At 53.5% G+C, this 25274-nt stretch carries 17 protein-coding genes; 6 read left to right on the top strand and 11 right to left on the bottom strand.

Annotated elements, in window-relative coordinates; genetic code table 11:
* Nucleotides 1–427 precede the first annotated feature (427 nt).
* From ASE26_RS30630 to ASE26_RS14105, 4 genes are all read right to left on the bottom strand, one after another.
* Nucleotides 428–967: a hypothetical protein gene (locus ASE26_RS30630; RefSeq protein ID WP_156409939.1), complete on the bottom strand. Its 540-nt coding sequence runs from the start codon at nucleotides 965–967 to the stop codon at nucleotides 428–430.
* 84 nt (nucleotides 968–1051) lie between these two features.
* Nucleotides 1052–1660, bottom strand: a complete 609-nt coding sequence (locus ASE26_RS30635; RefSeq protein ID WP_156409940.1) for a hypothetical protein — start codon at nucleotides 1658–1660, stop codon at nucleotides 1052–1054.
* Nucleotides 1661–1951: 291 nt separating this feature from the next.
* Nucleotides 1952–2926: a DUF4917 family protein gene (locus ASE26_RS14100; RefSeq protein WP_057246436.1), complete on the bottom strand. Its 975-nt coding sequence runs from the start codon at nucleotides 2924–2926 to the stop codon at nucleotides 1952–1954.
* A gap of 32 nt (nucleotides 2927–2958) precedes the next feature.
* A complete protein-coding gene (locus ASE26_RS14105) occupies nucleotides 2959–8727 on the bottom strand; it encodes an ATP-binding protein (protein ID WP_082591364.1) in 5769 nt (1922 codons plus the stop codon).
* 276 nt (nucleotides 8728–9003) lie between these two features.
* On the opposite strand from ASE26_RS14105, the gene ASE26_RS14110 reads away from it, so the two are divergent.
* Nucleotides 9004–9336: a helix-turn-helix transcriptional regulator gene (locus ASE26_RS14110; protein WP_200960815.1), complete on the top strand. Its 333-nt coding sequence runs from the start codon at nucleotides 9004–9006 to the stop codon at nucleotides 9334–9336.
* A 155-nt stretch (nucleotides 9337–9491) separates the two neighbouring features.
* Here ASE26_RS14110 and ASE26_RS14115 read toward each other — a convergent pair whose 3' ends face one another.
* The 5 genes from ASE26_RS14115 to ASE26_RS14135 all read right to left on the bottom strand — a co-directional run bounded on the left by ASE26_RS14115 (nucleotide 9492) and on the right by ASE26_RS14135 (nucleotide 17339).
* Nucleotides 9492–11750: a hypothetical protein gene (locus tag ASE26_RS14115; RefSeq protein WP_057246438.1), complete on the bottom strand. Its 2259-nt coding sequence runs from the start codon at nucleotides 11748–11750 to the stop codon at nucleotides 9492–9494.
* Complete coding sequence (locus tag ASE26_RS30640) at nucleotides 11743–12612, bottom strand: hypothetical protein (protein WP_162259174.1); 870 nt, start codon at nucleotides 12610–12612, stop codon at nucleotides 11743–11745. Before ASE26_RS30640 ends, ASE26_RS14115 begins: the two co-directional genes overlap by 8 nt.
* A 65-nt stretch (nucleotides 12613–12677) precedes the next feature.
* Nucleotides 12678–14282, bottom strand: a complete 1605-nt coding sequence (locus tag ASE26_RS14125; RefSeq protein WP_057246440.1) for a TniQ family protein — start codon at nucleotides 14280–14282, stop codon at nucleotides 12678–12680.
* 37 nt (nucleotides 14283–14319) lie between these two features.
* The gene (locus tag ASE26_RS14130; RefSeq protein ID WP_162259175.1) at nucleotides 14320–16062 is read right to left on the bottom strand and encodes a TnsD family Tn7-like transposition protein; all 1743 of its coding nucleotides are present in this window, start codon (nucleotides 16060–16062) and stop codon (nucleotides 14320–14322) included.
* Nucleotides 16059–17339 carry a hypothetical protein gene (locus ASE26_RS14135; RefSeq protein ID WP_057246442.1) on the bottom strand — a complete coding sequence of 427 codons (1281 nt, stop codon included), beginning with the start codon at nucleotides 17337–17339 and terminating at the stop codon, nucleotides 16059–16061. Before ASE26_RS14135 ends, ASE26_RS14130 begins: the two co-directional genes overlap by 4 nt.
* An 893-nt stretch (nucleotides 17340–18232) precedes the next feature.
* On the opposite strand from ASE26_RS14135, the gene ASE26_RS14145 reads away from it, so the two are divergent.
* Nucleotides 18233–18769, top strand: a complete 537-nt coding sequence (locus ASE26_RS14145; protein ID WP_156409942.1) for a DUF6471 domain-containing protein — start codon at nucleotides 18233–18235, stop codon at nucleotides 18767–18769.
* Between the two features lie 284 nt (nucleotides 18770–19053).
* On the opposite strand, the gene glmS is transcribed toward ASE26_RS14145, so the two are convergent.
* A complete protein-coding gene (gene glmS / locus ASE26_RS14150) occupies nucleotides 19054–20883 on the bottom strand; it encodes a glutamine--fructose-6-phosphate transaminase (isomerizing) (RefSeq protein ID WP_057246445.1) in 1830 nt (609 codons plus the stop codon).
* Between the two features lie 129 nt (nucleotides 20884–21012).
* Between glmS and ASE26_RS14155 the strand changes: the two genes are divergently transcribed.
* Entirely contained in the window at nucleotides 21013–21471 is a 459-nt protein-coding gene (locus tag ASE26_RS14155; protein WP_055939425.1) for an Lrp/AsnC family transcriptional regulator, read from the top strand.
* A gap of 327 nt (nucleotides 21472–21798) precedes the next feature.
* Nucleotides 21799–22395, top strand: coding sequence for an ACP phosphodiesterase (locus ASE26_RS14160; protein ID WP_055939428.1), 597 nt, complete (start codon nucleotides 21799–21801; stop codon nucleotides 22393–22395).
* Here the strand turns inward: ASE26_RS14160 and glmU are convergent.
* Complete coding sequence (glmU, locus tag ASE26_RS14165; RefSeq protein WP_055939430.1) at nucleotides 22358–23755, bottom strand: bifunctional UDP-N-acetylglucosamine diphosphorylase/glucosamine-1-phosphate N-acetyltransferase GlmU; 1398 nt, start codon at nucleotides 23753–23755, stop codon at nucleotides 22358–22360. The genes ASE26_RS14160 and glmU overlap by 38 nt on opposite strands.
* Before the next feature lie 31 nt (nucleotides 23756–23786).
* On the opposite strand from glmU, the gene ASE26_RS14170 reads away from it, so the two are divergent.
* Complete coding sequence (locus tag ASE26_RS14170) at nucleotides 23787–24653, top strand: DUF6279 family lipoprotein (protein WP_057246446.1); 867 nt, start codon at nucleotides 23787–23789, stop codon at nucleotides 24651–24653.
* Nucleotides 24654–24680: 27 nt separating this feature from the next.
* Nucleotides 24681–25274 carry a 16S rRNA (guanine(966)-N(2))-methyltransferase RsmD gene (rsmD, locus tag ASE26_RS14175; protein ID WP_156398226.1) on the top strand — a complete coding sequence of 198 codons (594 nt, stop codon included), beginning with the start codon at nucleotides 24681–24683 and terminating at the stop codon, nucleotides 25272–25274.

Here is a 25274-nt window from a genome sequence, read left to right on the forward strand (position 1 = left end):
AACGGTCGCCTAAGCGACCGTCGCGTGCGGGATTCTCTTAGCCACTCCAGGTGGGACCGTGGCAAAAACACTGCCAAGGTGGCACTACGTTTTGCGCACCCGCTCAATACGTAGCTTTTAAAATTGTTGAAAAACAATAGAACAGCCGCATCGAGATGTCAACCGCATTTAGGTTGGGAAGCCTGAAGCTAAGCGTTCCTTCAACAGGTGTCCTTGTATCTGAGTTGAATTTGCATGTTTTCAGACATCTCAGCCACGAATCACACAATTTTTAGACATCGTGCCCGCGCTACGGCCGACAATCAGCCGCTTTTCAGTCGTGGTGCCGGCCGATGCAGTCATGAATCGGTAAGGCGTCAAACTGGCGGACCGGGGCGCCGCCATAAATCGCTTCTTTTATCGAAATCATTTGCGTCACATATTCGCATTACACTTTATTTTGGTCTCTGCGCGTGAACTTCTGAAGCTCCCAAACCGCCAGGCTAGATGGGTGTGCATGGCGCAAGAGCACGCTAATAGCAGTTTCATATTCTGATTTCGAGTCACTTCTTGTCCAATCATAATCGAGGCCTGCAACATCGCGAATTATTCCATCAATAGGACAATGAGGTGGCTCCTCAATAAGCCCAGCTACCCAAAGATATTTCAAATGAAGATTGACAAGCTTTTGAGTAACGCCAAATCGCAATCGTCCGCCGTGAAGAAATTCTCCGTAGGAGGTGCTGACTCGTTCTGAAAAAGATGAGATGTACTGGTAGTGAAATTCGTCGGAAACACAGCCAGTAGAGTATACCAATTCAAGTGCCTGCAACTCCTTACGGAGTGCGCTTTTGAAAGAAGTTCTATTCCATCTAGCTGCGATTGCATATATCGGAGCCTCATCACTTCGCGTCGACAGCGCTCCCTTTAATGTCAGCACCCCCAGCTCGTATCGTAAAAAATCACTCTTTTCTTGACGCAGGGACATGACGTATTTCCGATGAAAAACTGAAACATCGACTTGACGCGTTTCGACGCGAAAGTTTTTGCAGTTAGTGAAAGCTCGAATGTTCTAGCGCCAGCGTGGGAAATGAAGCCTTCCATGTCTTGCATTCGGAAAATCATATGCGGGAGCAAAACTACTATAGTAAATAACTTGCTCACGACAATGAGCCACGAACTCAGAATCATTCCAAAGTGATTTCATCTCTGCTCTTGTTAATCTCAAACTTACATCTTCCTTCTGCCCTTTCCCAAAGACACGCCCCGTATAAGGGTTGAGCTTAGGATGGGGATTATTCTTGTGATGTAAATGACCATGAGGTACAGATGGAGAACAATCCGCATCTCCAATGGTAAAAACCCATTTCTTGAACGCCAAAAATTGAGCCCATCGGTCCAACTCATCGTCGTCATCTTTTAACGCTGCCGCGCCGCCGGAGTTATTGGATGTTACATCCTTATTTGGAACCTCGCGTGGTGATTCGCTATCCTCCATAGGATTCCGTTCGCCGGAATCTCTAGGGTCATCGAGTGAGTTTTTGCTACTAGTTAACCATTCAGCAATTTGAAGCCTCTCGCGGTACTCCATCAGACCAATAATACCTATTTGATAGCTAAGGTCAGATAGTAAGACAATGTGATGGTACATGACATGAGTGAAAGTTAAGCGGATGACCATTATGTTGCCATAAACATTACTTTTCCGGAATGATTTAATTTCATAACACTCGGCTCGTATCGGTAGCTGGCAGTTGTGTGGCGAGGTAGCAGGCTGCTGAAATACCTCCGCAGAGAGTTCGTTTTGACCCTCGGCAGGAGTACCTCGCCCATGAACCATCAAGAAAGAATTCATTAGCACCGTTTTACGAGGTTTCTTACGTTGTCTCGAATCACGGAACCAGAATTTCAGCAGCCTGCTAATGCTGCTGGCTGAAGGATGTAATTCGTTCAAGCTGTCGAGTGTTGACCATCACCCTTGCTCCCAAACGCGAGAAGTCGCGGCATCAAAAAACTCAACTAAGCGCCCGGGACCACCTAAGTACGCTAACGCATTGGCCTTTGAACGAGTGTTAGCATCTGAGCGTTCGTCGCCATACAAGCTCATGAAGATTTGAGATACAGCGCTGTTCTTGACCGCATCAAAGATGTGCTTGTCATTCTCATCAATCGAGTGCCCTAAAACGAATACTGTCCCATTTAGGTTCGAAAGCGCGCGATAGCAGAAGTTGAGATAGGGGTTATGCTCAATCCTGGCCAGCTTGCGTTTTGAGGTCGGTTCTGAAACGAAAAGTGGAAATCTGCCCTCGTTTAAATTGTCCCTCACCTGGTCGATAATGCTACCGCCTCCATCGAAAGTATGCTTCTTGACTCCAGCCGGACTGTCAAAGATGTGCAGCCCTCCATGTAAAAAGTGGACTTGTTGGTTGGTGCCGTAACCAAGCCATTTGGACTCACGTCGGAACCCATCATCTGTCCTTAGCGGGGGCTGCACATCCACATTGCGTGACCAATAAAGCAAAAGGTCGTAGTTGAGCGTGAAGATGCTTGCGAACGTGCATAAGAATGACCTCACAGCGCTGTACTGGTCATTGGTAACGTCCCATGGCCTTTCAGGATGAGTCTGCGCGATGGCAGCAATAAGCGCGTCTTTCAGCCCCTGCTCATCTGCCCGAATCTGTTCCCCCAAATGGGCGCCGTCACCATAACTCTCCAGAACAGTACGCGCGGAAACGAGGCACCTCATGACAGCTTCGAAATCGTATGTATCTAACCGTCGAAATAGTTCGCGGATTTGGTCATCCCGCGGCCCAAAATTCGCAGCATCTAAGAGGTTGGCGTAGTTGAAAATGTCATCTCTCCAGGCTCTAGAAAAGCCATTCCCGAGAATTACCGAAGGCCGTTCGCCTTCGCCAACTCGCTCCAGTGCTTCGGCATAGGTCAGCATCAATTCTCCTTACGTTCTAATGAGTTCGCTATTTATTCAAGATTCAGAACAACACACTCGACCTGCCCATCATCAAATTCACCGTAACCGTATTTCCGATGGTGTTTTGTCACACTGCATCGATAGGATAAAGTCTCAGCACTTTCCTTTAGCTGCGCGAGTGAGTCGCGATTTATCATAAGCGCGGCCGCACAACCAGGGCCCGTTGTCTCTGAATATCCTGCCGACCATTCGGTATTCCAGTAAGAGAAGTGCCCAATAGGCTTGTCCACACAGCAGGCCGAAATCCCACCGTCGTTAGGCGCTACCCAAAATTCTTCTTCAGTACCTACTGGTACTGGGAGGCGTATGCCACGCGCGAAAATATCGAGATGCATATAAGCGTGGGGTAGCACAATGAAACGGCGCGCCACGTTTCTTGAACCCCGACTCCTTGGCTTCTTGCATGCGTACGAGCCTTCGTCACTGAAAAGGTCGAGAATCAACAGCTCCCCTGGTTCATCCTCGGCAGAGATTTCGTTCAAGAGTTCTTGGCCGTTCAGATTGGGCGCATGCGCAAACGCATCCAGCTCCAACGTCCAGAATTCATTATCTGAAATCCAGAGAGGCGCATAAAGCGTCCCAAGCACACGTTCCGCGCTGTTAGCATCCTTCAGAAGAGACGAGATGAGCGATTGGATGTCAGACACACCGGCTCGACACGCCCTGCATAATTCTTTCCAATAGGCTGGTTCTTGTGGCCTCATCCCCATTAGTAATGGGACGAACGGAGCCGCAGTCATGCCCCATTCAAGAGCCTTCCTTTCCGGCATTCCAGCGGTCTGATTAGCGACAGCAAGTGTGCGGAGATACGCTGAGCGTGCAACCTGCGTGGCATTGGACAGCAACGCCCCAAACCGCGGGCCACGTAGCGAGCCGAAGAAGAATTCAACGCTGCGACTGTAATGCACGGACTTCGAAAGGCGCGCCGCTTCAAACGTAGCTTGGGAAATCCACGGGAACCTAGACGCCGATTGCAACCTCTCAAGGTCGCTAAACAGCATACCTGGTAGGCCATCGACCTTGAAGTAGTTGAGGGGGTCTGCGAATCCCATGGGAGCTGCAAGCAACGCACTCTTCGAATACGATATTCCCAGCCTTTCGCACAAACGCGCAGCCAAGCATGAACCAACGTCTTTGATGCGAACTGGCGAGGAGAATTCAAACCCTCGTTCAACTGCAAAGGCGAACACCCATAGGGCTTCGACTAACTCCGAATCGAGCACGATGTCATCAATGTGTTTGAGCAGTGCCCGTTCAACAGATGCTCGAGTATCTACCCCAACGAGAAGCTCAACAAGTTCTTGCGTTGCCCATAAGCGCGTCGTTGCAACTCCCGACTTCAGGCGAGCGACTAAAAAGTGCAGGGCAAGTTCATTCGCTTCAATTTCATCTGTTGCGCGCGCCCAATGCGGGGCGGGAAGGGCGAACATTTGAGTTTCGCTCAAAACAGTCGAAACCATTGACGCGAGATATGCTCTAGCTCGGTCCAGGTCACCAATCTGAGCAAAGAAGTACACAAGGCGTGCTCCGGGAATCGTGTAGCTGTCGTCTTTAAAATCTCGGAACAGCATATCCGGCGTCGTGCAGCTTTGGACGACGAACTCAACACCTCTGTCGGGGTACAGTGCGGCGACTTTTCTTATGCGCTTATCCGACTCACTACCTATTTCCGCAAGCGCCCAACTAGACCAAGCACGATTTTCAACATGGGCCAAGACTGCGACGGAAAACCCTTTGTCTCGCCCGAAAAGCGCGACTGTACTGTCGAACAACCGGTCAAGTATGCAGCGTACTTCCGCATCGTAGCTGCCATCTTCGAAAAGGTACTTATGTAGCGACTGGACCAGCTTCGAGTGGCACTTGCCCTTCCAGTAGTCATACCACTCTGCGAGGTAGTCTCTTTCGTAGATATGGCCGGCGGCACGCATATCCTCAAAAAGCTTGGAAAGCTGTGAAGGCGGATAAACTGAAAAGTCCACAGCAAATTTTTTATGCTCGTAAGGAGTTGATTCGGTCGGTTTTTCGACAGTTATCTCAATCCCTAAAAATCGCTTGTTTACTTCATACAAAGGGTGGCGGCTGTCAGAGTCCGCACCTTGACTCCAGGAACGAGGCATTTCGCCGTTCCTTAATCCAGTTCGCGCGAGAGCCTGTGAAAATTGACAATGCGGCTCCAAATGCTTCAAACCACTTCGAATCGTGTCTTCTGCGGCCGACCATTCACCGCGACTCAAGTGATAGCGATACTTCCGAATGAGCATCGCTGGGCTTGCAACTCGAAGCGCGTCAGCCGCCCACTTATGAACGTTGTGAGTTTCATCTCCATCCGTGAAATCGGCGACGTTTGCTATCACTCCCGATAACGACACAAGCATGTCAGTGGCAGTCTTAGCATCAACCGAGGCAAGATGTTCTATCCCCTCAAGAACTTCAAGCACGCTAATGTCCTTATGGTTACCATATCCAAGCACAAGGGTCCAAACGGAACGACACAGTCTTCGAACCGCGTTGATTTCTCGTGGCACGAAGCAAAGGTGAGCAAGCACCATAAGCGTTTGGATTGACTCTCCTATTTGCTCATGTGCAGTCGGTAACTGAGCCAACTCCCTTTCCACTAATTCGTTCAGCAACTCTGGCGAAAGCATTCGAATGCGCATATCAGCGACATCAACCATGAATCGACCGGTAGCAAAGTGCTTACATGCGCTCGCGTGCTCGATAGTTGACCGAGAAATCAACTGTGTCGTGCCGGTCGCCATACTGAACAAATGAAGATTGATAGCGATTACATGAAGTGCGCGCTTGATGTCCTCGTATGCTTCCCTGGAACGATAATCGCTACCAAACTGGTAAGTGATGTTCTTAGTTGCCTCGAAGATGAACCCATAATCCAATGGCTGCTTTGATTTCACTTTAATCGCAGCTGCTTCGGCCGCTTTTTCAATCGCGACAACGAATCGGGCGTACTCTGGATTTTGTTGCTGCCAGATGGGCAAAATGCAAATCGAATGTCCTGGGAGCAGATGGAGGGCCAACGAATTGAAGAAACCATAGGTCAGTCCGGCGCCAATCTTGGCATCGGAGCCACCTGCTTTATCCCAAATAGCAGGCGATGGGGGAATAGCGTCGCGGCTAAACGAGTTGTCTCCACTCCTGGTTATCTGCGCCATAGCAAGGGCTACAACCTCACAAGCCCAGAATTTTCGACTCTCCTCCCAAGCTACCAGGTCAATCTTGTTTTCAACTGCAACTTGCAGAATCGCCATTTCAATAAGCTTAGCGGTCCGCTGTACCGATGTGTGCGAGTGGAAGAGGAACAAAGTGGAGATATCGCCGCTCTGCACCAGCCCGCGAAGCAAAGCGGCAATACGGTCATGTGGCTCATTGTCAAGTACGCCTGATTCGGTGAAGTACTCGATTCGGAGCTCGCCGGCTTCAGCCAGTCGCTCGATTAGATAGTGGAAGTCACGCTCTGACTGTGAGTCATGTATGTCCCGCTTGAAACGGTACTCAGCTTGGAACCGGTTTACCGCTCGCCTCGCTAGGGCTTTCGCACGGACATCTCCATTGTATTGAAGGGCCTGGCTCAAGCTACCTTGCTTCAACGGAGTCAGCAAAGACGCGTTTGCAACGGTCTCGTTCACAAGACTGTCGTCACTTGAGACAGCCCAGCACATCGCCAACAGCGACTGCATGTCGTGTATTTGGAATTGCGGCCCTTGATTTACTCTATGCTTAAGGGACCTCAGCCTGTATGCCTCAGGATAGTCGCCGCCGTCGAACATATATTGCTCAGCCTCTTGAAGCATACGTTCAATGGTGGACGTCGAATATCCTTCCGCGAGTCGTTCAAGAACCCATTCACGCGTCAGGGTTTGGGCAAGCTGAGCGTGTGCTCCTCGCTTTGCCCGCAGAGAATAAAGCCAACTGTTTCGGATAACAGCCGGCGCCAATGTCGAGAGCCAGGCTTCTACCAGCGGGAAAAGCTTTTCAACGCGCTCCCTATGTTTCGGATTACTCCTAACGAAAACCGTTAGGCTTTCATGAAACGGGCGAAAGCCAACTGTCGATTCGAAAAGTAGGTGCGAAATTCCGTCGATACTGACTTGATGACGCTCGTCGGTGATTTCAAAGAACGCCTGCGCTGGCCAGAAGAAGGGGAGCTCGCATATCAAGTGTAGAGAGTCCTGCTGCGCATCCGAGAGCTTCAGCCAAAGTTCCCCATAGTACTTCCGTATGTCATTGTCGGGACATGGTGGCAATCCCTTGATTGCGTACTCTGTCGGCGGCGTGTCACGTTTCAGCAACTCTTCGACCGAAAATATTAGGTGAAGCGGATGCCCACCAGTTCGCTCGTACAATGCGGAGCTGCAGGCACGTATTTCACGTTTGAGTTGATTGTGCCGAGGCCGTGTCCACCGACCGCTTCGAACTAGAGTCACCACATACCCCAAAATCGATTTTGGCGACATCGTGGGAATCTCAGTCCACGAATCCCGGCCTAGCGAGACCACTAAGCGTTCGGGAAGCTGGTCATTCCCCACCGGTTGTGTTCCCAAAATCAGGTGCGTGTTCGGAGGTACTGGAATCAGCTGCTGAAAGAGGTCATTGAGTGGCCGAATGTCTTTGCCCTGTCGCCAAACATGGTCAAGCCCATCGATGATGACGACAAGTGGTACGCCTCGTTCTTCGAGTTCACGTGCGCAGTTCGTGATTTCGCTCCGGAGGTCTTCGTGATTCGTACTCGCCCGGCCTGATGCTCGCAATCTTCCAATCTGAGACAGCAATGAGTTCGCAACTGAGTAAAGGCGCATGCGGTCTGTACTCCTGTCAGTCGTAGACAGAAAGTAGTGATGCCGGATGACTGGAATTGCTCTCGCATCCAACTCCTCAGTTAGATAGCTCAGATATGTACTCTTTCCTCTACCAGGTGGGCCCGTGAGAACGTGCAGCTTGTCCTTGTCGTCGGGCTTTGAAAGCCTCTCAAGCAACTCCTGATGAAAGTCTGAATCTGGAGGTATATAACCGGCTGGGATTTCAAATTCTTGCGAAATTGGCTCGGGGCGAAGCGTTGATATAACTGCGCGAATAGCGTCTAGAGTGATGTCGCCATCGGGTAGTGGTAGGCCATGCGTGGCCCACCTTGTGCATTCCGAGAACAGCCGATGATAGGAGCCTTCGTCATACCCAAGTTGGACCAAATCGCCCAGAAGTTTGCTAGGTAGGGCTAGGAAGGCTGTGTTGCTATGCTCCACTTCCAACACTGTGAAAATCTGGCGAGCAGCTGACTCGCTACCCAGTTGCACGATTACTTCTTGCTGACGCTTATGTTCGAGCTTGTCAAAGTCCATCCTATTACCCACCAAGCATCGCCCAAACTCTTCGTCGGGTTCCCTGTTCGTGATGAGACTAACTCGTCCCAGTTCGGTGGGCTCGATAGCCTGCAGCGCATCGAACCATTTCATCAGCAACGACCGCGGAATTTTGGTCGAAGGAAGCTCGAGGAGCCAGTCCCAGGACAGTCGATGTTCGTCTGTATTCGCTGTGAATTTGACCTGCGCATAATCGACCAGACCATCTGTTCGCCATGCGACGATATCGTCCAACCCCTGCGGTGCTGATGACTTGTCGTTACATTCAAATCGCATTTTCACGAATCGGGTTGGAGAAGCCAACCAATCCACTAGCCAAGCCATGCCTTGGTACGTTTGATAGGTGTAACCAGCATATGGAATCGCTGAGGTTTTAACTTTACTCATCTGCTACTGGGTGAAATGAAGACATCGAAACGGATTGGTGGTATTCGTCTCCCACGATACGGCATGCATACAAAGATATCAATTGACCAAGAATAATATTTTTTAGCTGAATGATAATTGCCGAAGAACGATGCTTCAAAGACTTGGTTGCCGGAAGCGCCGGGACAATGTAGGGGCAACTTAACAGGTTGAATATTGCCTTTTAACGGTAATTCTCTGTCATAATAGGCAGAATTTAACCCTTTGTTGCTGGCGCATTTTTGATAGGCGACCCGGATGACGCAGTTCAGAACTCCAGAAGAAATAGAGGTCGAATTGGGAAACCACCTGAAGAGACTTCGAATTCGTAAGAACCTCGAGCAGAAGGCCCTGGCTGCGCAGGCGGGCGTCAGCCTTCGTTCAGTGAGGAATCTGGAGCTGGGGAATGGCTCATCGTTGCGAACCTTGGTGCTGATTGTCAGGGCGTTAGGAAGACAGTCCTGGTTTGACACAATTGCGCCCCTAGCGACTGTCGACCCATTGATGCTGACGCGACAAGCGCAGCCTCGGCAAAGAGCAAGCAAACCACGGAAGAAGGTGGAGAAACCCACTCTCCGCACTAATGAATGAAGATTCTGATTTGACCTCGTTCAAGCGGGCAAAATGGGATAGAACTTAATGGTTCACCTTCGCGACTGCTAAAGGTCCGCCGATACCGTCGGCGCGCAACCTCTGCCACTACGCCTTGAACCTCCTCGCGAACTAGGCACATCTCGCGCTTCTTATTAATCGATGAGCAAATCCTGGTCATCGGCAATCCAACTTAGCCCGTTATCGATGCCGACGTCGTCGTGTTGGAGAGGTTCAACAGGCTCTTCTTGAGCTTTGACAATCTCAGAAAGCATCGGAACCGCTTCGATGTCATCGACAAACTGACGCCTACCTATTCCCGAGAATTCCTCTGAAGTCGCCCGGGGCGACGTTGGTGCTGCGTTGCGCTCAACATCATTAATCTTCGCTTGTTTCGCCTTTGAAACCAATGTAGTTGAGGCACCGCCAGAAGAGCCGTCGGTTAGTCGAATGGGTTTGCGTGAATTACTTTTCGCGCGCGCCAATAGATGATTACGAACTTTATTATCATCCTCAGACGAATCATTGATATCGTCATAGTACTTCTGTGTGAACTCTGTCTGACGCAGCACTCCCAGTTCATTACCGGGAAGCTCCCAGAACAGAACATATTTTGCACGCGGGACACCGTACGTCGTAATTTCAACAGAAGCACCATTGTTCATTTTTGCGTGTTGACGCGCGAGTCGTTGCAGTTCTGAAGAAGTATATTCACGTTGGTCTATCGTCACGATACCTTCCGGTGCCTTCTTTGTACGTTTAACGCATAGCTTCCTAATGGTGTCCTCAGGCGGCCAATCCCATGCGGCATCACCGCGCCGTCTGCTCTTGTAGTAGCGATAAATCTCCGCTGGGCAAGCAGGAATTTTCTGCTTCAACATGTCTTGTGTTAAGAGGTGCTTAACGTCGAGTGTTTCGTTTCGTGTACTTATCGCTATAAGAAGCTCCTGCATAAACCTTTTTTGGGTTACCGCGCCCGTCTTTGCAAGCTGTCGTCTTTTCCTGTCCTCTTCTATATCTCCAGTGGGAAACGTAGACCCAGGAAGGTAGGCTAATGCCTTTTGAATCGCGCCCATTACGCCTTCTCCATGGCCTTTGGCTTGACCAGAACCTGGTTCAGCAATCATCGTGGCGTTACGACAGCGCTCTACAATCGCGCTTTGCGCCTTTTTCCCGATACCGGGACCGCGGTCGATAAATATTCTGCTCGCACAGCCGAAGACCATGCCACGCAGATGTGGCACCCCCCAGCGGTGGAGCTCGCGAGTTTTATCTGTACACGCCGAGAAGTAGCAATTGAGGTATGCATCGCCATTTTCTGGAACGAAGCTCACATCCCATCCAACAATAGCGCAACTGGCTCTATCAACCGCCAGTACCACCGTCGGCTTTCTCCCTTTAACATCCTTTCCATACAGAACATAGTTGTCTGCCGGCGTGCCATCCATATCCATGACGGGCAACTGGTCGTGCACGATGTCTTGGGCACTGCCCCCCTTACTGCCTGGCCGAAGCCTCTCGTCCCTGTCTCGTAACTCACGATACTTTTTGAGCAGAACACGACCGACTCTCTTCATATGGTCATCGGTGGGGTAGTTCTTACGGTCGAGTTTATAGACTGCGATATTCCCATCCTTATCCCGATTAAACGCGACTCGACTCTCTTGCCAGCGACTAAAGACTTCGGGAAACGCGACATTGTTATCGTAGGCCTCTTTCCTGATAAAGTTCGAGTACTCCGCAAGAAGCTGTTTAGTCAATCTCCTCCGTGGATGCCCTTCCTTTCCGAATAGCTTCTCACTGTCGGTGCGTCTCCCTAGCGTCGCAGGCTTTCCATTTTTGTCTCGCAGATTTCTTCGGCCTACCCCGGGCGCGCCCTTTCTCCAGTCTTGGTCAATCAGCGCGTTCTCATGCCGACCGTAAAACACAAACATCTCAAACCATTTCCTGGCTGCTTTCTCGCAGACGTTGTAGAAGGCTGCTGCATTTTGGATTGAACGGGCATAAATTTCCCGGTCTTCGAAAACCGCGTCACCCCCATGCGTCTCAATGTGCGTAACAACTTGTTTTCGAATGGTCAGCCTTGGAGACTCCGCGGCGGTGCTACTGGTGTCGGCCATTTGCGCCGGTATTCCGTGCTCGGCGACGTGCCTCATCCGCCCTTCGTTAAACGATGCATTCACGAACTCCCTAGGCCACATCAACCTTCTGTTTCCTGTCTTGGGCGGCGGATTGGCCGTGAAAATCTTGGCTTCAAGAGCACCGGTCTTCTCGCGCCGTACAGTGCCGAGCTCTACAACGTGAATGAAAGAGTCACTGATGGCCAGCACTCGGTAAATTAGCTCTTTCCCACGCCCATGAGTTAGAGAAAGATTACTCCACCGGATGATTACCGTATTCTCAGAATCATTCATATTTCGCGCCCTGAACCTCTCGCGCCATCCTTTTCCCAACGATGAGCGGCTTATCCAGCAAGAGTTCGAACTCGTGATTCAAAGAGAGATATCCGAGAAAGTTCGCGATGGCGAAAATCCTATAACCTTCGTTCAAGGTCCAGCCGAAACGCTTAGAGACTCGTCCAATCTTCTGGTCGCAAGTGCCGGTGGTTAGGTCGCTGAGCAGCGCGGTCGCCATATCTATAGCCACCGAGCGATAACTAGCAATGTCATCGACTTCGCGCATGTACTCAAACAACCTGCAATTGTTGATTGCTTCCATGTCCGTAACCGAATGCTGTGTCATCACTTCGTGGGTGCAGCCCCAAAGAGTCACCGAGTCGACTTCACGTTTGTGCCTCTTCTGTACTGCAGGATTTTGAAGAAACTCGTGCGGCTTCGTTGAAACTGCGTGGTAATGAAGACTCGCACTGCCCGGAATCTTCAACGTAAGCAAAAAATCGATTGTCATCAGGGCTCGCTTCGGCATTCGCATGCCCATCTTCCTATATTCCCAATAAAGGCTGCTGTTCCATTCTGGATATTGAGTTCGAATTTCGACGACAAACGGATTCATCTCAAAATGGCTTAGATGGCGGTGTTCCAACGCGGAGTGACAAGGAATCAAACCGCCTCCTTTGAAGCTGAAGTAATTGCCAGGTATCCCTACCTTGCTGTCCTGCGCCTTTTTCCAATGAATAAATGAACCCGCCGCTGGATGCCCGCGGGGGTCAAATTTCGGCAGCTCTGGTGGCCATGAAAGTATCGGGCACCCCGATAAATCGGCCAGATAGAACCCCGTTTCGTTTTCTGGCCGGGGAACGAACTCGACGTATTCCAACTTGCCAGTCCGCCGAATCCGCTCGGCATCTTCGGGTGTGTAGGGAAGAGGTACGGAATAGGGGACTATTTTGCGTTTTGTGCTAACCATTTTTTTGCTCGTGAAAGGCGTGAAGCGAAGCAGTTATCGTTCAAGTCAACGTAGGTCGATTCCGCCCCCAACGGATGGTCCGGTGCCCGCGTTCTCACTTCTTGACAGACCATATCCATAACGCGCTTCCGACGCTGAGCAGGTGTTTCTGAATACATCTCGAGCATCGTTTGGATTTCTTCACTTTCAAGTGCACGGCTACCTCGTGACTCACATCCGGCGTGCGATATGAGGTAGGTCCTAGTAACCCGTTCCATCGGTTGGGTCTTTATGGAGAGCTCATAGCGCTCAAGTATGTGATTCTTGAGTCGAACTACTTCTTGAACGAGTTGGCGTTCGCGGGCAACGCGAATCCGCCGCGCATCCAATGGCGGCAAGATGCTGTCAAACCAGGCTTTATCAGCAAGTCTCAAATAGCGCAAGGGACCATCGCTGCCAGGCAAGTCGTACAGTTCTGACCGTTGAATAGCCGGCGACTCATGTAAGCGCTCGAGGAGCCAGGTTCGAGACTCCATTCTGAGCGAAGAATTCTGCGTAGGCGTTAGCTTTTTAATCCAGGCCTTGTATTCAGCGGGCTCACGCTTACGTCGTTTTTTGGGCCTAGGTCTAACGTCAATGACACCGTCAGTTTCGGCAGTCTCCTGATTCGTTTGTAAGGCAACTTCGAAACCGTCGAAGTCGCCAAAAACCGCGTAAATCGCGGCCAGGTATTGAATCGGATTGCGGATGAGTCCTCCTGACTTAAGCGCGCCGACCATCCGCTTCAAAGTGGTTGTGCCGATGCCCACCTGCGTGGCGAATTTGGCGCCTACAGTCTCGTGAAGAAGCTCTCCAAAAAGTGCATATGGAAGCCGACCTTTCTCGGCTTTTGGGTTGGCGAAGAGCCGTTCCAATAGCGCTGTCACTGTAGCGGACGAAACTTTGGTGGAAACAGTTCCCTGCAAAACCTGTTCAGCCAAGGTTGCAACTCCAACGGCGGCTTCATGCTCCTTGTCTTTTAACTCCGCTATCACTTTCAAGCTGCCGCCACATAAGCAGCGCTTAGGCGGAAGCCAGTTTGTTCGGTTACGCCGATGAGCTGCCTCACATGCGTCGCAGAACGTCAGCAACGGCCGCTTATGAGTCGCACACGCAGTGATACCTGGTGTGAGGTGAAGTCGCCGCCAGAATGCATAGCCATTGTCTCTGATGTCGGTCTGTATGCATTCTGGACAAACTGCCATTCTGCTTCTGAACGCACGGCTGGACATACCGACGTGAGCGGCCACGCCCCTCATGGCGGTTCCCACGTAATGCTTTCGCAGCGCTTGGGCATCCTCATCGGAGAGAAACCGCGAGTACAGTGGAAAGCGGGTATGTTTGGATATCACGCCATCGGTATCCGGCAACGCGAATTGGATTTCGTTTGTGAGAGAGCTGAGCCCGGACGGAAATGCCCATCCAGGTCTTTCTGTCGACTTCGCCAAGTTTTCAGGTTTCATGAGCGCTCTCACCTGGCTCCGTTCAAATGACTGTCTTACTAAGAACCCGGTGATGTCTTCTTCGGGCAGGATGTTCATGATGAACAGCTGCTGGTTCATTCGTGTTACTGACAACGGCTTCCTCTCTATCGAAAATTCAGGTCCGCTCTTTCTTCAAGGCCTTACGAACTGTCTCAGTGCGCAGGCCCGCTTCTTTTGCAATCAATGAAAACCTTTGAACAGGGCGGCCAATTGACTTCGTGAGCCTGGCTAGCCGCCCGTCCACAAACGCTTCGCGAGACTCTTCGCGCCTTTCGACACTTCCAGTCTCCTCGCAGCGTTTCAACGCATAGAGCGTGACGCCGGTGAGGTCTTGCAAGCGGTAGCGAGACATATGCATTCGAATGTGGTCCGCCGCGCTGCAGGCTTTCGTAGCATCAGCCAAAGCCAGATTTAGCTTGCTACTCAACTGAACGGACGGACGGGCTCTAACGCCGCAGCCAGCAGGTAGCGGGGCAGGCAGGTTTTCCTCGAGCCAGTCTTCAGCATTCCTGTTCAAACGCATCCAAAGGTTTGGCTGTAGTCGTCTCAATGCGTTTCGGGACGCATTGGGGTGCTCCAAGACCAACAGCCGCCACTTCGTCTTGTCTTCTTCGGTGCGCAAAGTTTTGGCCTCGACAGTTGGAAGTGGCATACCCGATTCCACAAGAAGGCGATAGGCCGACGATGGTGAGATGTTGAACTCTTCTGCGGCCTCATTAGGGTGCATGCCCGCCCTAAGTGCATCTACTATCTCGGACGAAATCTGTGCCGTAATCTTCTTTGGGCGCCAGCTAACCTTGACGCCATAGCGTTTGCAGTACGTACTGAGCAACGGAACGCTTAGCCCCATCGTTTTCGCGGTTGCACGCAAAGTTCGATGCCGGGCCATTGCAGCTTCGATTTCTGCACGTAACGGCACAGTCGTCGAATGTGCGCGCTTCTTAGGATGCGGGGCGCCAAGTGCGGCAGAGCCCCCACACGACGGCGTGGAGCGCGGCTGAACTTCCGCAAACCAACGAAACAGGACACACCATTCCGGATGGAGAGCCTTCTCGACGCGCGTTAGCGAGCGTATGGCGGACTCGACGTGTTTCTTCGACAAGCACATCAGACTCAGGCGCTCATCCGCAAACGCCCCGGCGAAGAACTTCGTGAACGCATCGACGAACTCTCTCAAGTGGAATCGCTCATCGCTTCCAATCCAGTCCGCGCCCTTCAACAGCAAGAGTAGGTCGTCTTTGTGATATCCCGATTCAGTGACTGGCTTCTCCATACAATCTTCAATGCGTTTTCCGAGTTCCATGGTCATAATCCGTTGGTAATTTGAGAGTGTTGATTTGCAGTGCCTGTCGAATAGAAGCAGGCGACTGCTCTTGCACTGTATTTCGAGCCCGTGATGCGGGCATACGTTAACGAAAGGCGCACCAGTTCGCCTATGGATGAAGGTAAAACCGAACTCCTTTTCCTGTTGTTCCGCACACTCTGCGCATTGGAAAAAACGCGCTTCACTCTCGCTATAGAGCAGAGGTAGTCGGGCGAGTCGCACTGGCCCACGATGCATCTGAATTAAACGTGCTCGCTGCGCTTCAAATCGCGAACGGGGCAATCCGCAGCAGAAGAAGTTGTATTCGGTATGCTTGTCGATGATTGTGTCGATGTCGCCATAGACATGACCGACTTCTTCGTGAAATCTGCCGAGGAAGCTGGGCATTCCATCCAAGCCTGGTTTTCGATGTAGGAGCTGGCGACATGCCATAGCGAATGATTGTGAGCCGCTATAGCTCGACATGCGAATCAAGAATGCATTCACAATTTCACCATCAGGAAATTGGGGAGCCACCAGGAGGTTGTTATTCACCGGTTCCATGCTCGACGCAGCATTGCCTCGTCCAGCCACTCATGAACTTGTGGCTCGTCAAAATCATGAGTCGACAGGTGGTCGAGATTCTTAATAAACGAGGCTCGTCCTTTCGCAGATGGCGGGACTGTTCGAGCCACAGCTCGGCGGGCACTATTGTGCAGTTGGAGTTTCATATCGAAGATGGCCAGCACTCGCTTTTCTGTGAGCGCTCCCGTATTCAACAGCTCTGGTTTCGTAATCAGCGCAAGATGTAATGCTTCGAATCCTTGGACTAGCCATCCAGGCCGACCATATGCGGCCTGATAGGTCCATGATGGCAATTCATCAGGCATCTGGCTCGAATGGGGGTGAAGGCCTTGCCGCCACAACCACGCATTCATTTGCTGCCATACCCCATTCTTAGCCTTGGAGTTTTCAACTCCGTCACGTGGCGGCAACGGTGGCCTAAACGGATTCATTTGAAGACTCGGCCCATTGAATAGGTTCGAGTTCAGGTTACCCATGTAGCTAGACGAATACATGAATGCACTTGTACCTGAAATGACCACTGGGATGCCGGCAAACTCTCGCAACTTCAGCAAGAATCGAAATATGCGTTCTGTCTTACCATTGACGTCGGAAAAGCCGCCTCCATCAAGCACGAACACGCCAACGTTCATAAGCGTGCATAAGGCAATCGCGACGTTCTCGCCATTGATACCTTCCAGTTCTGCCAGCGCATTGACATTCATGTCGTGCCGACCTACCTCCGCCAATATGCGGTCGCGCATGTCTCGAAGTAGTCCTTCTAACGTACCGCACGTTGGATAGCCCAAGTAGAGAATAGGAACCACCCACATCACTCGCGGAGCAGGGTGGTCACCTTCGACCCGGAAGGGCTTACCCAATAGCTCTACGACTCTCTTTAACATCGCTGTTCTACCCATGAGCGATGGACCGGTCAGCGTAAAGCCAGTCGCTGAAATGGCAGAAAGGCAAGCAGGCAATGGGCGTAGTTTCCCGCCTCTCATGACTCCCGCAGCTGCGTGAAAGTACGTGCGAAACTCTTCTCCGCCAAACTGCTTTGCGCAATACACTTCGCGGACTTTCGCCAACAGCGTCGCGACGAACGTAATCACTTCGAACGTCGGCAGATACGCTCGACCGAAGTTGGCAAGCGCATCGATTTTGGTCTCTAGGTTCGCGTCGCGAAGCGCTGGGTTGTTTGGAACGCCCATCACTTTCAATTTTTCGCGCAGCTCTTCTATCGTCGGAACGCGCATAACTTCGACCATACGAGGACTTCTTAGGTCGCTAACTGCTACCCTATCTTCAAATGGGACGATAGCTTTTCTAGGTGCACCAGAATCGATGGCGTCTAATGTTTGCAGCTCGCTAGGCATGGCCATGTCCCCAGCCAGGTGAGACGTGGCACTCCGCACCCTTGCCGCAGCGTGAGGTGGGCTGGGGAGATTGGTAAGCAGGATATTTGAAATCCACCGTGTTCAAAGAACCGGCGTTTGGGGAAGGCCAGGCATAGGCCCTACGACACCTATAGGCGCAAATAGTAATTTCCATGGTGTTAATCCTAGGATTCCTCGCCCCGCCTAAACCTTTCGGGCAGGGGTTGACATTGCACACCATGCATGAGACCATCCGCGCGTACGTGTTTGGACAGCCATTTCTAATGGCGTGCAACAAATTCGATGGGGAAGTCTCGTTGGCGCGGGACTTCTCCATTTTCATTTTCTGGGCCCGCAAACTGCAGGTATCAGGTTCATTGGCTCTACATTCTCATTCTCCGATGTACTCAATTGAGAAGCGGTGTGACGCTGGGCTTGACAAATGAGCGATTTCAGCTATACCATGCCATTGTGGGCATAGTTTAGTCTACAATTTCATTGCGTAAGTTGCGGAGTGTAACTTGCGACCTTTCTTTTGGCAATACTGCCCAGTTAGCCCGCGCCCTTCACCTCAGCTAATAGCCGTTCACTTCTTGTCGCCGATGCTTCAACTAACAGCGCTGCATCCGCATTGGCAGGGTCCGTACTTCTCAATACAATGAGCCCACGGCCAATTGTCGACTAGCATAAATTTCTTGATGTTCTAGGTCTGTATTGGCCTTTTAAATTGTTAGTATTTACTGTGGTTTACAGTAGACGTCTATTCACAAAAATCAAGGAAATTCGTGAGCGAAAACAATGCTCCGTGGGTTGGCTTGGCTGCCCGCGTTGTTCGTGTCGCACTTATGCGAAAGGATGTGGGCTATGCTGAGCTCGCCAAGCGTTTGGCCGCTTTCGGGATTCGTGACGATGAGAAGGGCTTAGCAGCCCGAGTGGCTGTCGGCCGGGTGAGGCTGGAACTATTCCTTCAGATACTTGAAGCCGTAGACTCAGAACTACCGACGATATGGTGCTCTGCCATGGAAAGCGCCCAGCCTTGGGAAACGCGTGCTAAGGAGGTAATCAGGTGCGAACTCAATCAAATACCACCATTTAGTGTAGACGAGCTTGCGAGTCGTTTGGCACGGCTAGGTGCCGGCTTCACGCATAAGACCTTGGTAGCGCACATTTCGTCGGGAAATCTCTCCCTGCCTGATTTCTTGAAATGCTTGGTCATTCTGCGCAGCAGAAGTCTGGATGCGTTTGTTGAGTACAGAGATTTGGTGTCTGCGGCGCATCTGCAGATTGTAACCGTCGACAACGCTGACGGCTGCCGTGCTTAGCATAAAATTTCAGTATCCACTATCGTTTTTGTGGGTTCTTGTTCGGCCTGCGACGAGGCCACACAAATTCGGATATCCGGACTTCAGCGTCATCAAAGCGGAAGAACTCTGGGGGTTGTTTGGCCCCAAATTACGAAGAATTCTGTCACGGTAAATAAATGCGTTCCCACCCTAGCCGCGCTTGGGTTTCTTGAGCTTAGCGCTCTCGAAACCCATGCATTTAAGTAGAGCGAAAGGAACGCTTCTATTTACCGCCCGCATTCAAGTCAATCAAAGCAAATTGATCACTCAACCGTGACCGACTTCGCCAAGTTACGTGGCTTGTCAACGTCCGTACCACGGGCCAAGGCGGTGTGGTAAGCCAGCAGCTGCAGCGCAACCACGTGCAGGATCGGGGACAGATGGCCGTAGTGTTCCGGCAAGCGGATCACGTGCAGGCCGTCGCCGGAGGTGATGCGCGAGTCGACGTCGGCGAAGACGTAGAGCTGGCCGCCGCGGGCGCGCACTTCCTGCATGTTCGACTTCAGCTTCTCCAGCAGCGCGTCGTTCGGGGCGATGGTCACGACCGGCATTTCGTCGGTCACCAGCGCCAGCGGGCCGTGTTTCAACTCACCGGCTGGATAGGCTTCGGCGTGAATGTAGGAGATCTCTTTCAGCTTCAGCGCGCCTTCCAAGGCAATCGGGTAGTGCAGGCCGCGGCCCAGGAACAGGGCGTTCTCTTTGCGTGCGAATTCTTCGGCCCAGGCGATGATCTGCGGTTCCAGCGCCAGCACGGCGGCAATGGCAGACGGCAAGTGGCGCATTGCTTTCAGGTGTGCGGCTTCCTGTTCTTCGGTCAGCAGGCCGTTTACTTGCGCCAGGCTGAGGGTCAGCAGGAACAGGGCGGACAATTGAGTGGTGAAGGCCTTGGTCGAGGCCACGCCCACTTCCACACCGGCGCGGGTGATGTAGGCCAGTTTGCACTCGCGCACCATGGCGCTGGTCGACACGTTGCAAATGGTCAGGGTGTGTTCCATGCCCAGGCTGCGCGCGTGCTTCAGCGCGGCGATGGTGTCGGCGGTTTCGCCGGACTGGGAGATGGTCACCACCAGGGTCTTAGGATTCGGTACGCTGTCGCGGTAGCGGTATTCGGAAGCGATTTCCACGCTGACCGGTACCTTGGCGATCGATTCGATCCAGTACTTGGCGGTCAGGCCGGCGTAGTAGCTGGTGCCGCAAGCGAGAATCAGCACGCGGTCGATTTCTTTGAATACCTTGTAGGCGCCGTCGCCGAACAGCTCCGGCATGACGCCGGTTACGCCTTCCAGCGTATCGCCGACCACGCGCGGCTGCTCGAAGATCTCTTTTTGCATGAAGTGGCGGTATGGACCCAGTTCCGCGGCGCCGGTGTGGGCATGCACGGTCTTCACTTCGCGGTTCACTTGCTTGCCGTCGACGTCGATGATCCACACGCGGCCCAGCTGCAGGTCGACTACGTCGCCTTCTTCCAGGTAGATGATCTGGTCGGTCGTGCCGGCCAGCGCCATGGCGTCGGATGCGACGAAGTTTTCACCCTGGCCGATGCCGACGATCAGCGGCGAGCCTTGGCGCGCTGCCACCACGCGGTGCGGCTCTTCGCGGCAGAACACGGCGATGGCGTAGGCGCCATGCAGGCGCTTGACAGCGTGCTGCACGGTGTCGAACAGGTCGCCGTTGTACATGTGGTCGACCAGGTGGGCGATCACTTCGGTGTCGGTCTGGCTGGTGAAGACATAACCCAGGGCGGTCAGCTCGGCGCGCAGTTCGTCGTGGTTCTCGATGATGCCGTTGTGGACCAGGGCGATGCGGGCAGCAGCTTCGCTTGGGGAGAAGTGCGGGTGGGCGTTATGCGAGGCCGGGGCGCCGTGCGTGGCCCAGCGGGTGTGGGCGATGCCGGTGAAGCCGTTCAGGCCGCCTTCATCGATCTGCTTTTCGAGGTCGGCCACGCGCGAGGTGCTGCGGGAGCGCTGCAGCTTGCCATCCAGGTGCAAGGCAACGCCGCAGGAGTCGTAGCCGCGGTATTCCAGGCGTTTCAGGCCTTCAACCAGGATTGGGGTGATATTGCGCTGGGCTACAGCGCCGACAATACCGCACATACGCGACCTCATTCGTTAAAAGTTAATGAGTGCATGCTAGAGCAGGTGTGACGAAATTTGCTTTCTCATTTTCAAATACTGTGAAAGAATATTTCTCACCACTTATTGCGAGAAATATTCTTTCAAATTATGGACTTTGATGAAATTGATCGGCGTATTCTGAATGCCTTGCAGAAGGATGCGTCGCAAACCAACGCCGAGTTGGCCGCTGCCGTACACGTTTCGGCGCCCACTTGTTTGCGTCGGGTCAAGCATTTGCGCGACTCCGGGGTGATTGAGCGTGAAGTTGTCCTGGTGGCGCCGGATAAGGTTGGCTCGCACCTGACGGCGGTTGTGGAAATCTCCTTGGATATCCAAGCCGCTGAACGCATGACGGAATTCGAGGCGCTGGTGGCCCCGGAGCCGGCGGTGTTGCAATGCTACCGGGTCTCGCCCGGGCCGGATTTCGTGCTGATCGTACAGGTGGCAGATATGCCGGCCTACCACGCGCTGGCCCACCGTTTGTTCGCTGGCCAGGCCAATGTACGTAACGTCAAAGCCTACTTTTCCACTTTCCGAAGCAAGTTTGAAACCAGCATCCCGGTCTAAGCAGTTATCCCGGCTTATACCCGGCTAGTCACAAGCTTATACACAACTTTCTCCACACGGACGCGCTGCCCGAACGCAGTTATCCAGCGATCCACACCGCATATCCTCGCGTTTTCCGCAGGGTTTCCCACACATTTATCCACAGTTTTGAGTTATGCATGGTTGTTAGCCTGTATTCCCCAGGCTTTTCCACAGAACCGTTACCATGGCGCGCTTTGTGGATAATGCAGGTATGCCAGGTGTCGCTTATCCAATGCCTATCCCACCGTTTTCAGTCGGAATTGCACCGGCTTTTACACATCTTTATCCACAGCGCTAGAATGGGGCATGAACTACCTCGCACATATCTACCTGGCACGGCATAGTGAGGCGGCGATGGTTGGCGCCATGCTGGGCGACTTCGTCAAGGCGAACGGTGGGGACCACTATGCGCCGGAGATTGCGAACGAGATCGCGCTGCACCGCTTTATCGACTCGTTCACGGATAGCCACCCGGTGGTAACCGAGGCCAAAAGCTTGTTCACGGAGGGCCGGCGGCGTTACGCGGGCATCGTGCTGGACGTGTTCTACGACCATATCCTGAGCCAGCGCTGGGACGAATACTGCGAAGAGCCGCGCGCGGAGTTGATCGAGCGCTTTTACGGCGCCCTGGCCTCCCATGAGGGGCAATTGCCGGAGCGGCTGCGCGAAATCCTGCCCAAGCTGATCAAGCAGGACTGGCTGGGAGCTTATGGGGAATTCAGCGGGGTCGAGCTGGCGCTGACGCGCATGTCGGACAGGTTAAGCCGCAACGGCCACCTGCTGCGCGAGGGCATCGGGGAAGTGCAGCAGCACTACGAGGCGATCGCGGACGGATTCGATCGCTTCTTCCCCGAGCTGGTGAAATTTACTTACCAGCGCCGCCGCCAGTTTTCGGTTGCTTGACTGGGCGCTTCCAGCCTTCAATCGTCAATTGCTTAGGGCGCGAGATGGTCAGCTTGCCGGCTGGCGCATCCTTGGTCAGCGTGGTGCCGGCGCCGATGGTCGCGCCTGCTCCCACGATCACCGGGGCCACCAGCTGGCTGTCGCTGCCGATAAAGGCGTCGTCTTCAATCACGGTGCGGAACTTGTTCGCACCATCGTAGTTGCAGGTGATGGTGCCGGCGCCGATATTTACGCGTGATCCGACGGTGGCATCGCCTACATAGGCCAGGTGATTGGCCTTCGAATGCGCAGCAACCTGGCTGTTCTTGATCTCGACGAAGTTACCCACATGGACGTCCTCACCCAATTCGGTGCCCGGGCGCAGGCGGGCGTATGGGCCAATCTGGCTCTTGTCGCCCACCACCGCTTCTTCGATATGGGTGAAGGCCTTGATATTGGCGCCAGCGCCGATGCGGGCGTTAATCAGCACGCAGTTCGGGCCGATAGTCGCGCCTTCGCCGATTTCCACCTTGCCTTCGAAAACGCAGCCAACGTCGATGGTCACGTCGCGGCCGCAAGTCAGCTCGCCGCGCACGTCGATGCGTGCCGGGTCGGCCAGGGTCACGCCTTTGTCCAGCAGACAGTTGGCGACATTGCGCTGGTAGATGCGTTCCAGTTCGGCCAATTGCGCTTTGCTGTTCACGCCCAGCACTTCCCAGGGTGCGGCAGGGTGGGCCGAAACGACTTGCACGCCTTCTTCCACCGCCATGGCGACGATATCGGTCAGGTAGTACTCGCCTTGCGCGTTTTCGTTTTTCAGCTTGCCCAGCCACTGTTTCAGCTTGGCGGTCGGGATCACCATGATGCCGGAATTGATTTCCTTGATCATGCGTTCGGCTTCTGTGGCATCCTTCTCTTCAACGATGCGCTGGATGGCGCCACCCACGCGGACGATGCGGCCAAGGCCGAAGGGGTTGTCCTGCACCACGGTCAGGATGCCCAGCTTGTCCTTGCCTGCGGCGTCGGCCAGGCGTTTCAGGGAAGCGGAGGAAGTCAGCGGAACGTCGCCGTACAGCACCAGGGTTGGCTGGTCGTCGTCGAGGTGTTCCAGGCCCTGCTGGACAGCGTGGCCGGTGCCCAGTTGCGGTTCCTGCAATGCGGCCGAGATTTCGGTGCCGGGAACGGCCTTGTGCTTGTCCAGCGAAGCCAGCACCGCTGCGCCGCCGTGACCGTAAATGACGCACAATTTAGCCGGAGACAGGCTGCGCGCGGTGTCGATAACGTGAGACAACAGGGACTTGCCAGCTACGGGATGCAAAACTTTTGGCAGCGCCGACTGCATGCGCTTACCCATGCCGGCGGCGAGGATGACGACGTTCATAGACCGTAGTTTTCTTGTGTGAGTTAAAAAGATGAAAAAGTTTAACACGTGCATCGTGCTGGCTTTTGCCATTCTGCTCGCAGCGTGCAGTTCCCTGCGCCTGGCTTATAACAACGGCGACACCTTGCTGTACTGGTGGCTCGATGCCTATGTCGATTTCGACAACGAGCAGAAAGGGGAGGTCAAGCAGGACATTGGTGAGTTCTTCCGCTGGCACCGCAAGACCCAGCTCCAGGACTATGTGCAGTTCCTGCAGAAGGCCCAGCACCAGTTGCATGGCAACCCGACCCCGGCCGACCTGATGGCCGATTATGTGGATATCCGCGACCGCACCGAGGCGTTGATGCTGCGCTCGGCACCCGATATCGCGGAGCTGGCGCTGTCGCTCAAGCCCGACCAGCTGGAGAGCATGGAGAAGAAGTTCGCCAAGAACAACGCCAAATTCCGTAAAGAGAATATGAAGGGCGACGCGCAGGACCAGAACAGGTTCCGCTACAAGAAATCGATGGAACAGTTCGAGCTGTGGTTCGGCGACTTCAGCGACGAGCAGGAGGCCATTATCCGCAAGGCATCCGATGCGCGTCCGCTGGATAACGGGTTATGGCTGGATGAACGCATGCGGCGCCAGCTCAAGATCATCAACCTGGCGCGCAGGATCATGACCGAGCAACCGAGCAAGCAGGTGGCCACGCAATGGATAGAGGAGTTGATACGCTCGGGCTTTGACCGCTTCGGCGTCTCGGAGCGCAAGGCCTTCTTCGACAACTACACCCAGGCGACGCTGGACCTTGTCCACACCGTTGTGCGCATCTCCACGCCGGAGCAAAAAGCCCACGCGCAAAAGCGCATGGACGGCTGGATCAAGGACTTGAATACCCTTTCGGCGCAAGTGCATTAGGCCTTGGCATAGGGGCGGCATGAGATAATGCCGCCCATGCAAAAGAAGAAAGTCCCCAACCAGGTCCGCATTATCGGCGGCGACTGGAAGCGCACGCCATTGCCGGTACTGGAAGCACTGGGCTTGCGCCCAACGCCCGACCGTGTGCGCGAAACCGTCTTCAACTGGATCAACCACCTGCACGATGCCGCCTGGAGCGACACCCAGGTACTGGACCTGTTCGCCGGCAGCGGCGCGCTCGGTTTTGAGGCTGCCAGCCGCGGCGCGGCCAAGGTCACCATGATCGACGCCAACAGCGCCGTTGTGCGCCAGCTTGAATCCAACCGCGAGAAGCTGAAGGCCACGAATATCGCCATCCAGCGCGGCGACGCACTGGCAACGGCGCAATCGCTGGCCGGCCGCGGCGCCAAATTCGACCTGATTTTCCTCGACCCGCCGTATGAGCAAGGCTTGCTGGAGCGCTCGATGCCACTGTGCCGTGCCCTGCTCAAGGACGGCGGCCTGGTATATGCCGAGGCGGAAGCACCGCTGGCCTTCGACGGCTGGCAGGTGGTTCGCGCCGATAAGGCGGGCATGGTGTTCTACCACCTGCTTCAGGCATTGCCTGAAAATGAGGCATAA

This window comes from Duganella sp. Root198D2 (assembly GCF_001428585.1).
GTDB lineage: Bacteria > Pseudomonadota > Gammaproteobacteria > Burkholderiales > Burkholderiaceae_D > Rugamonas.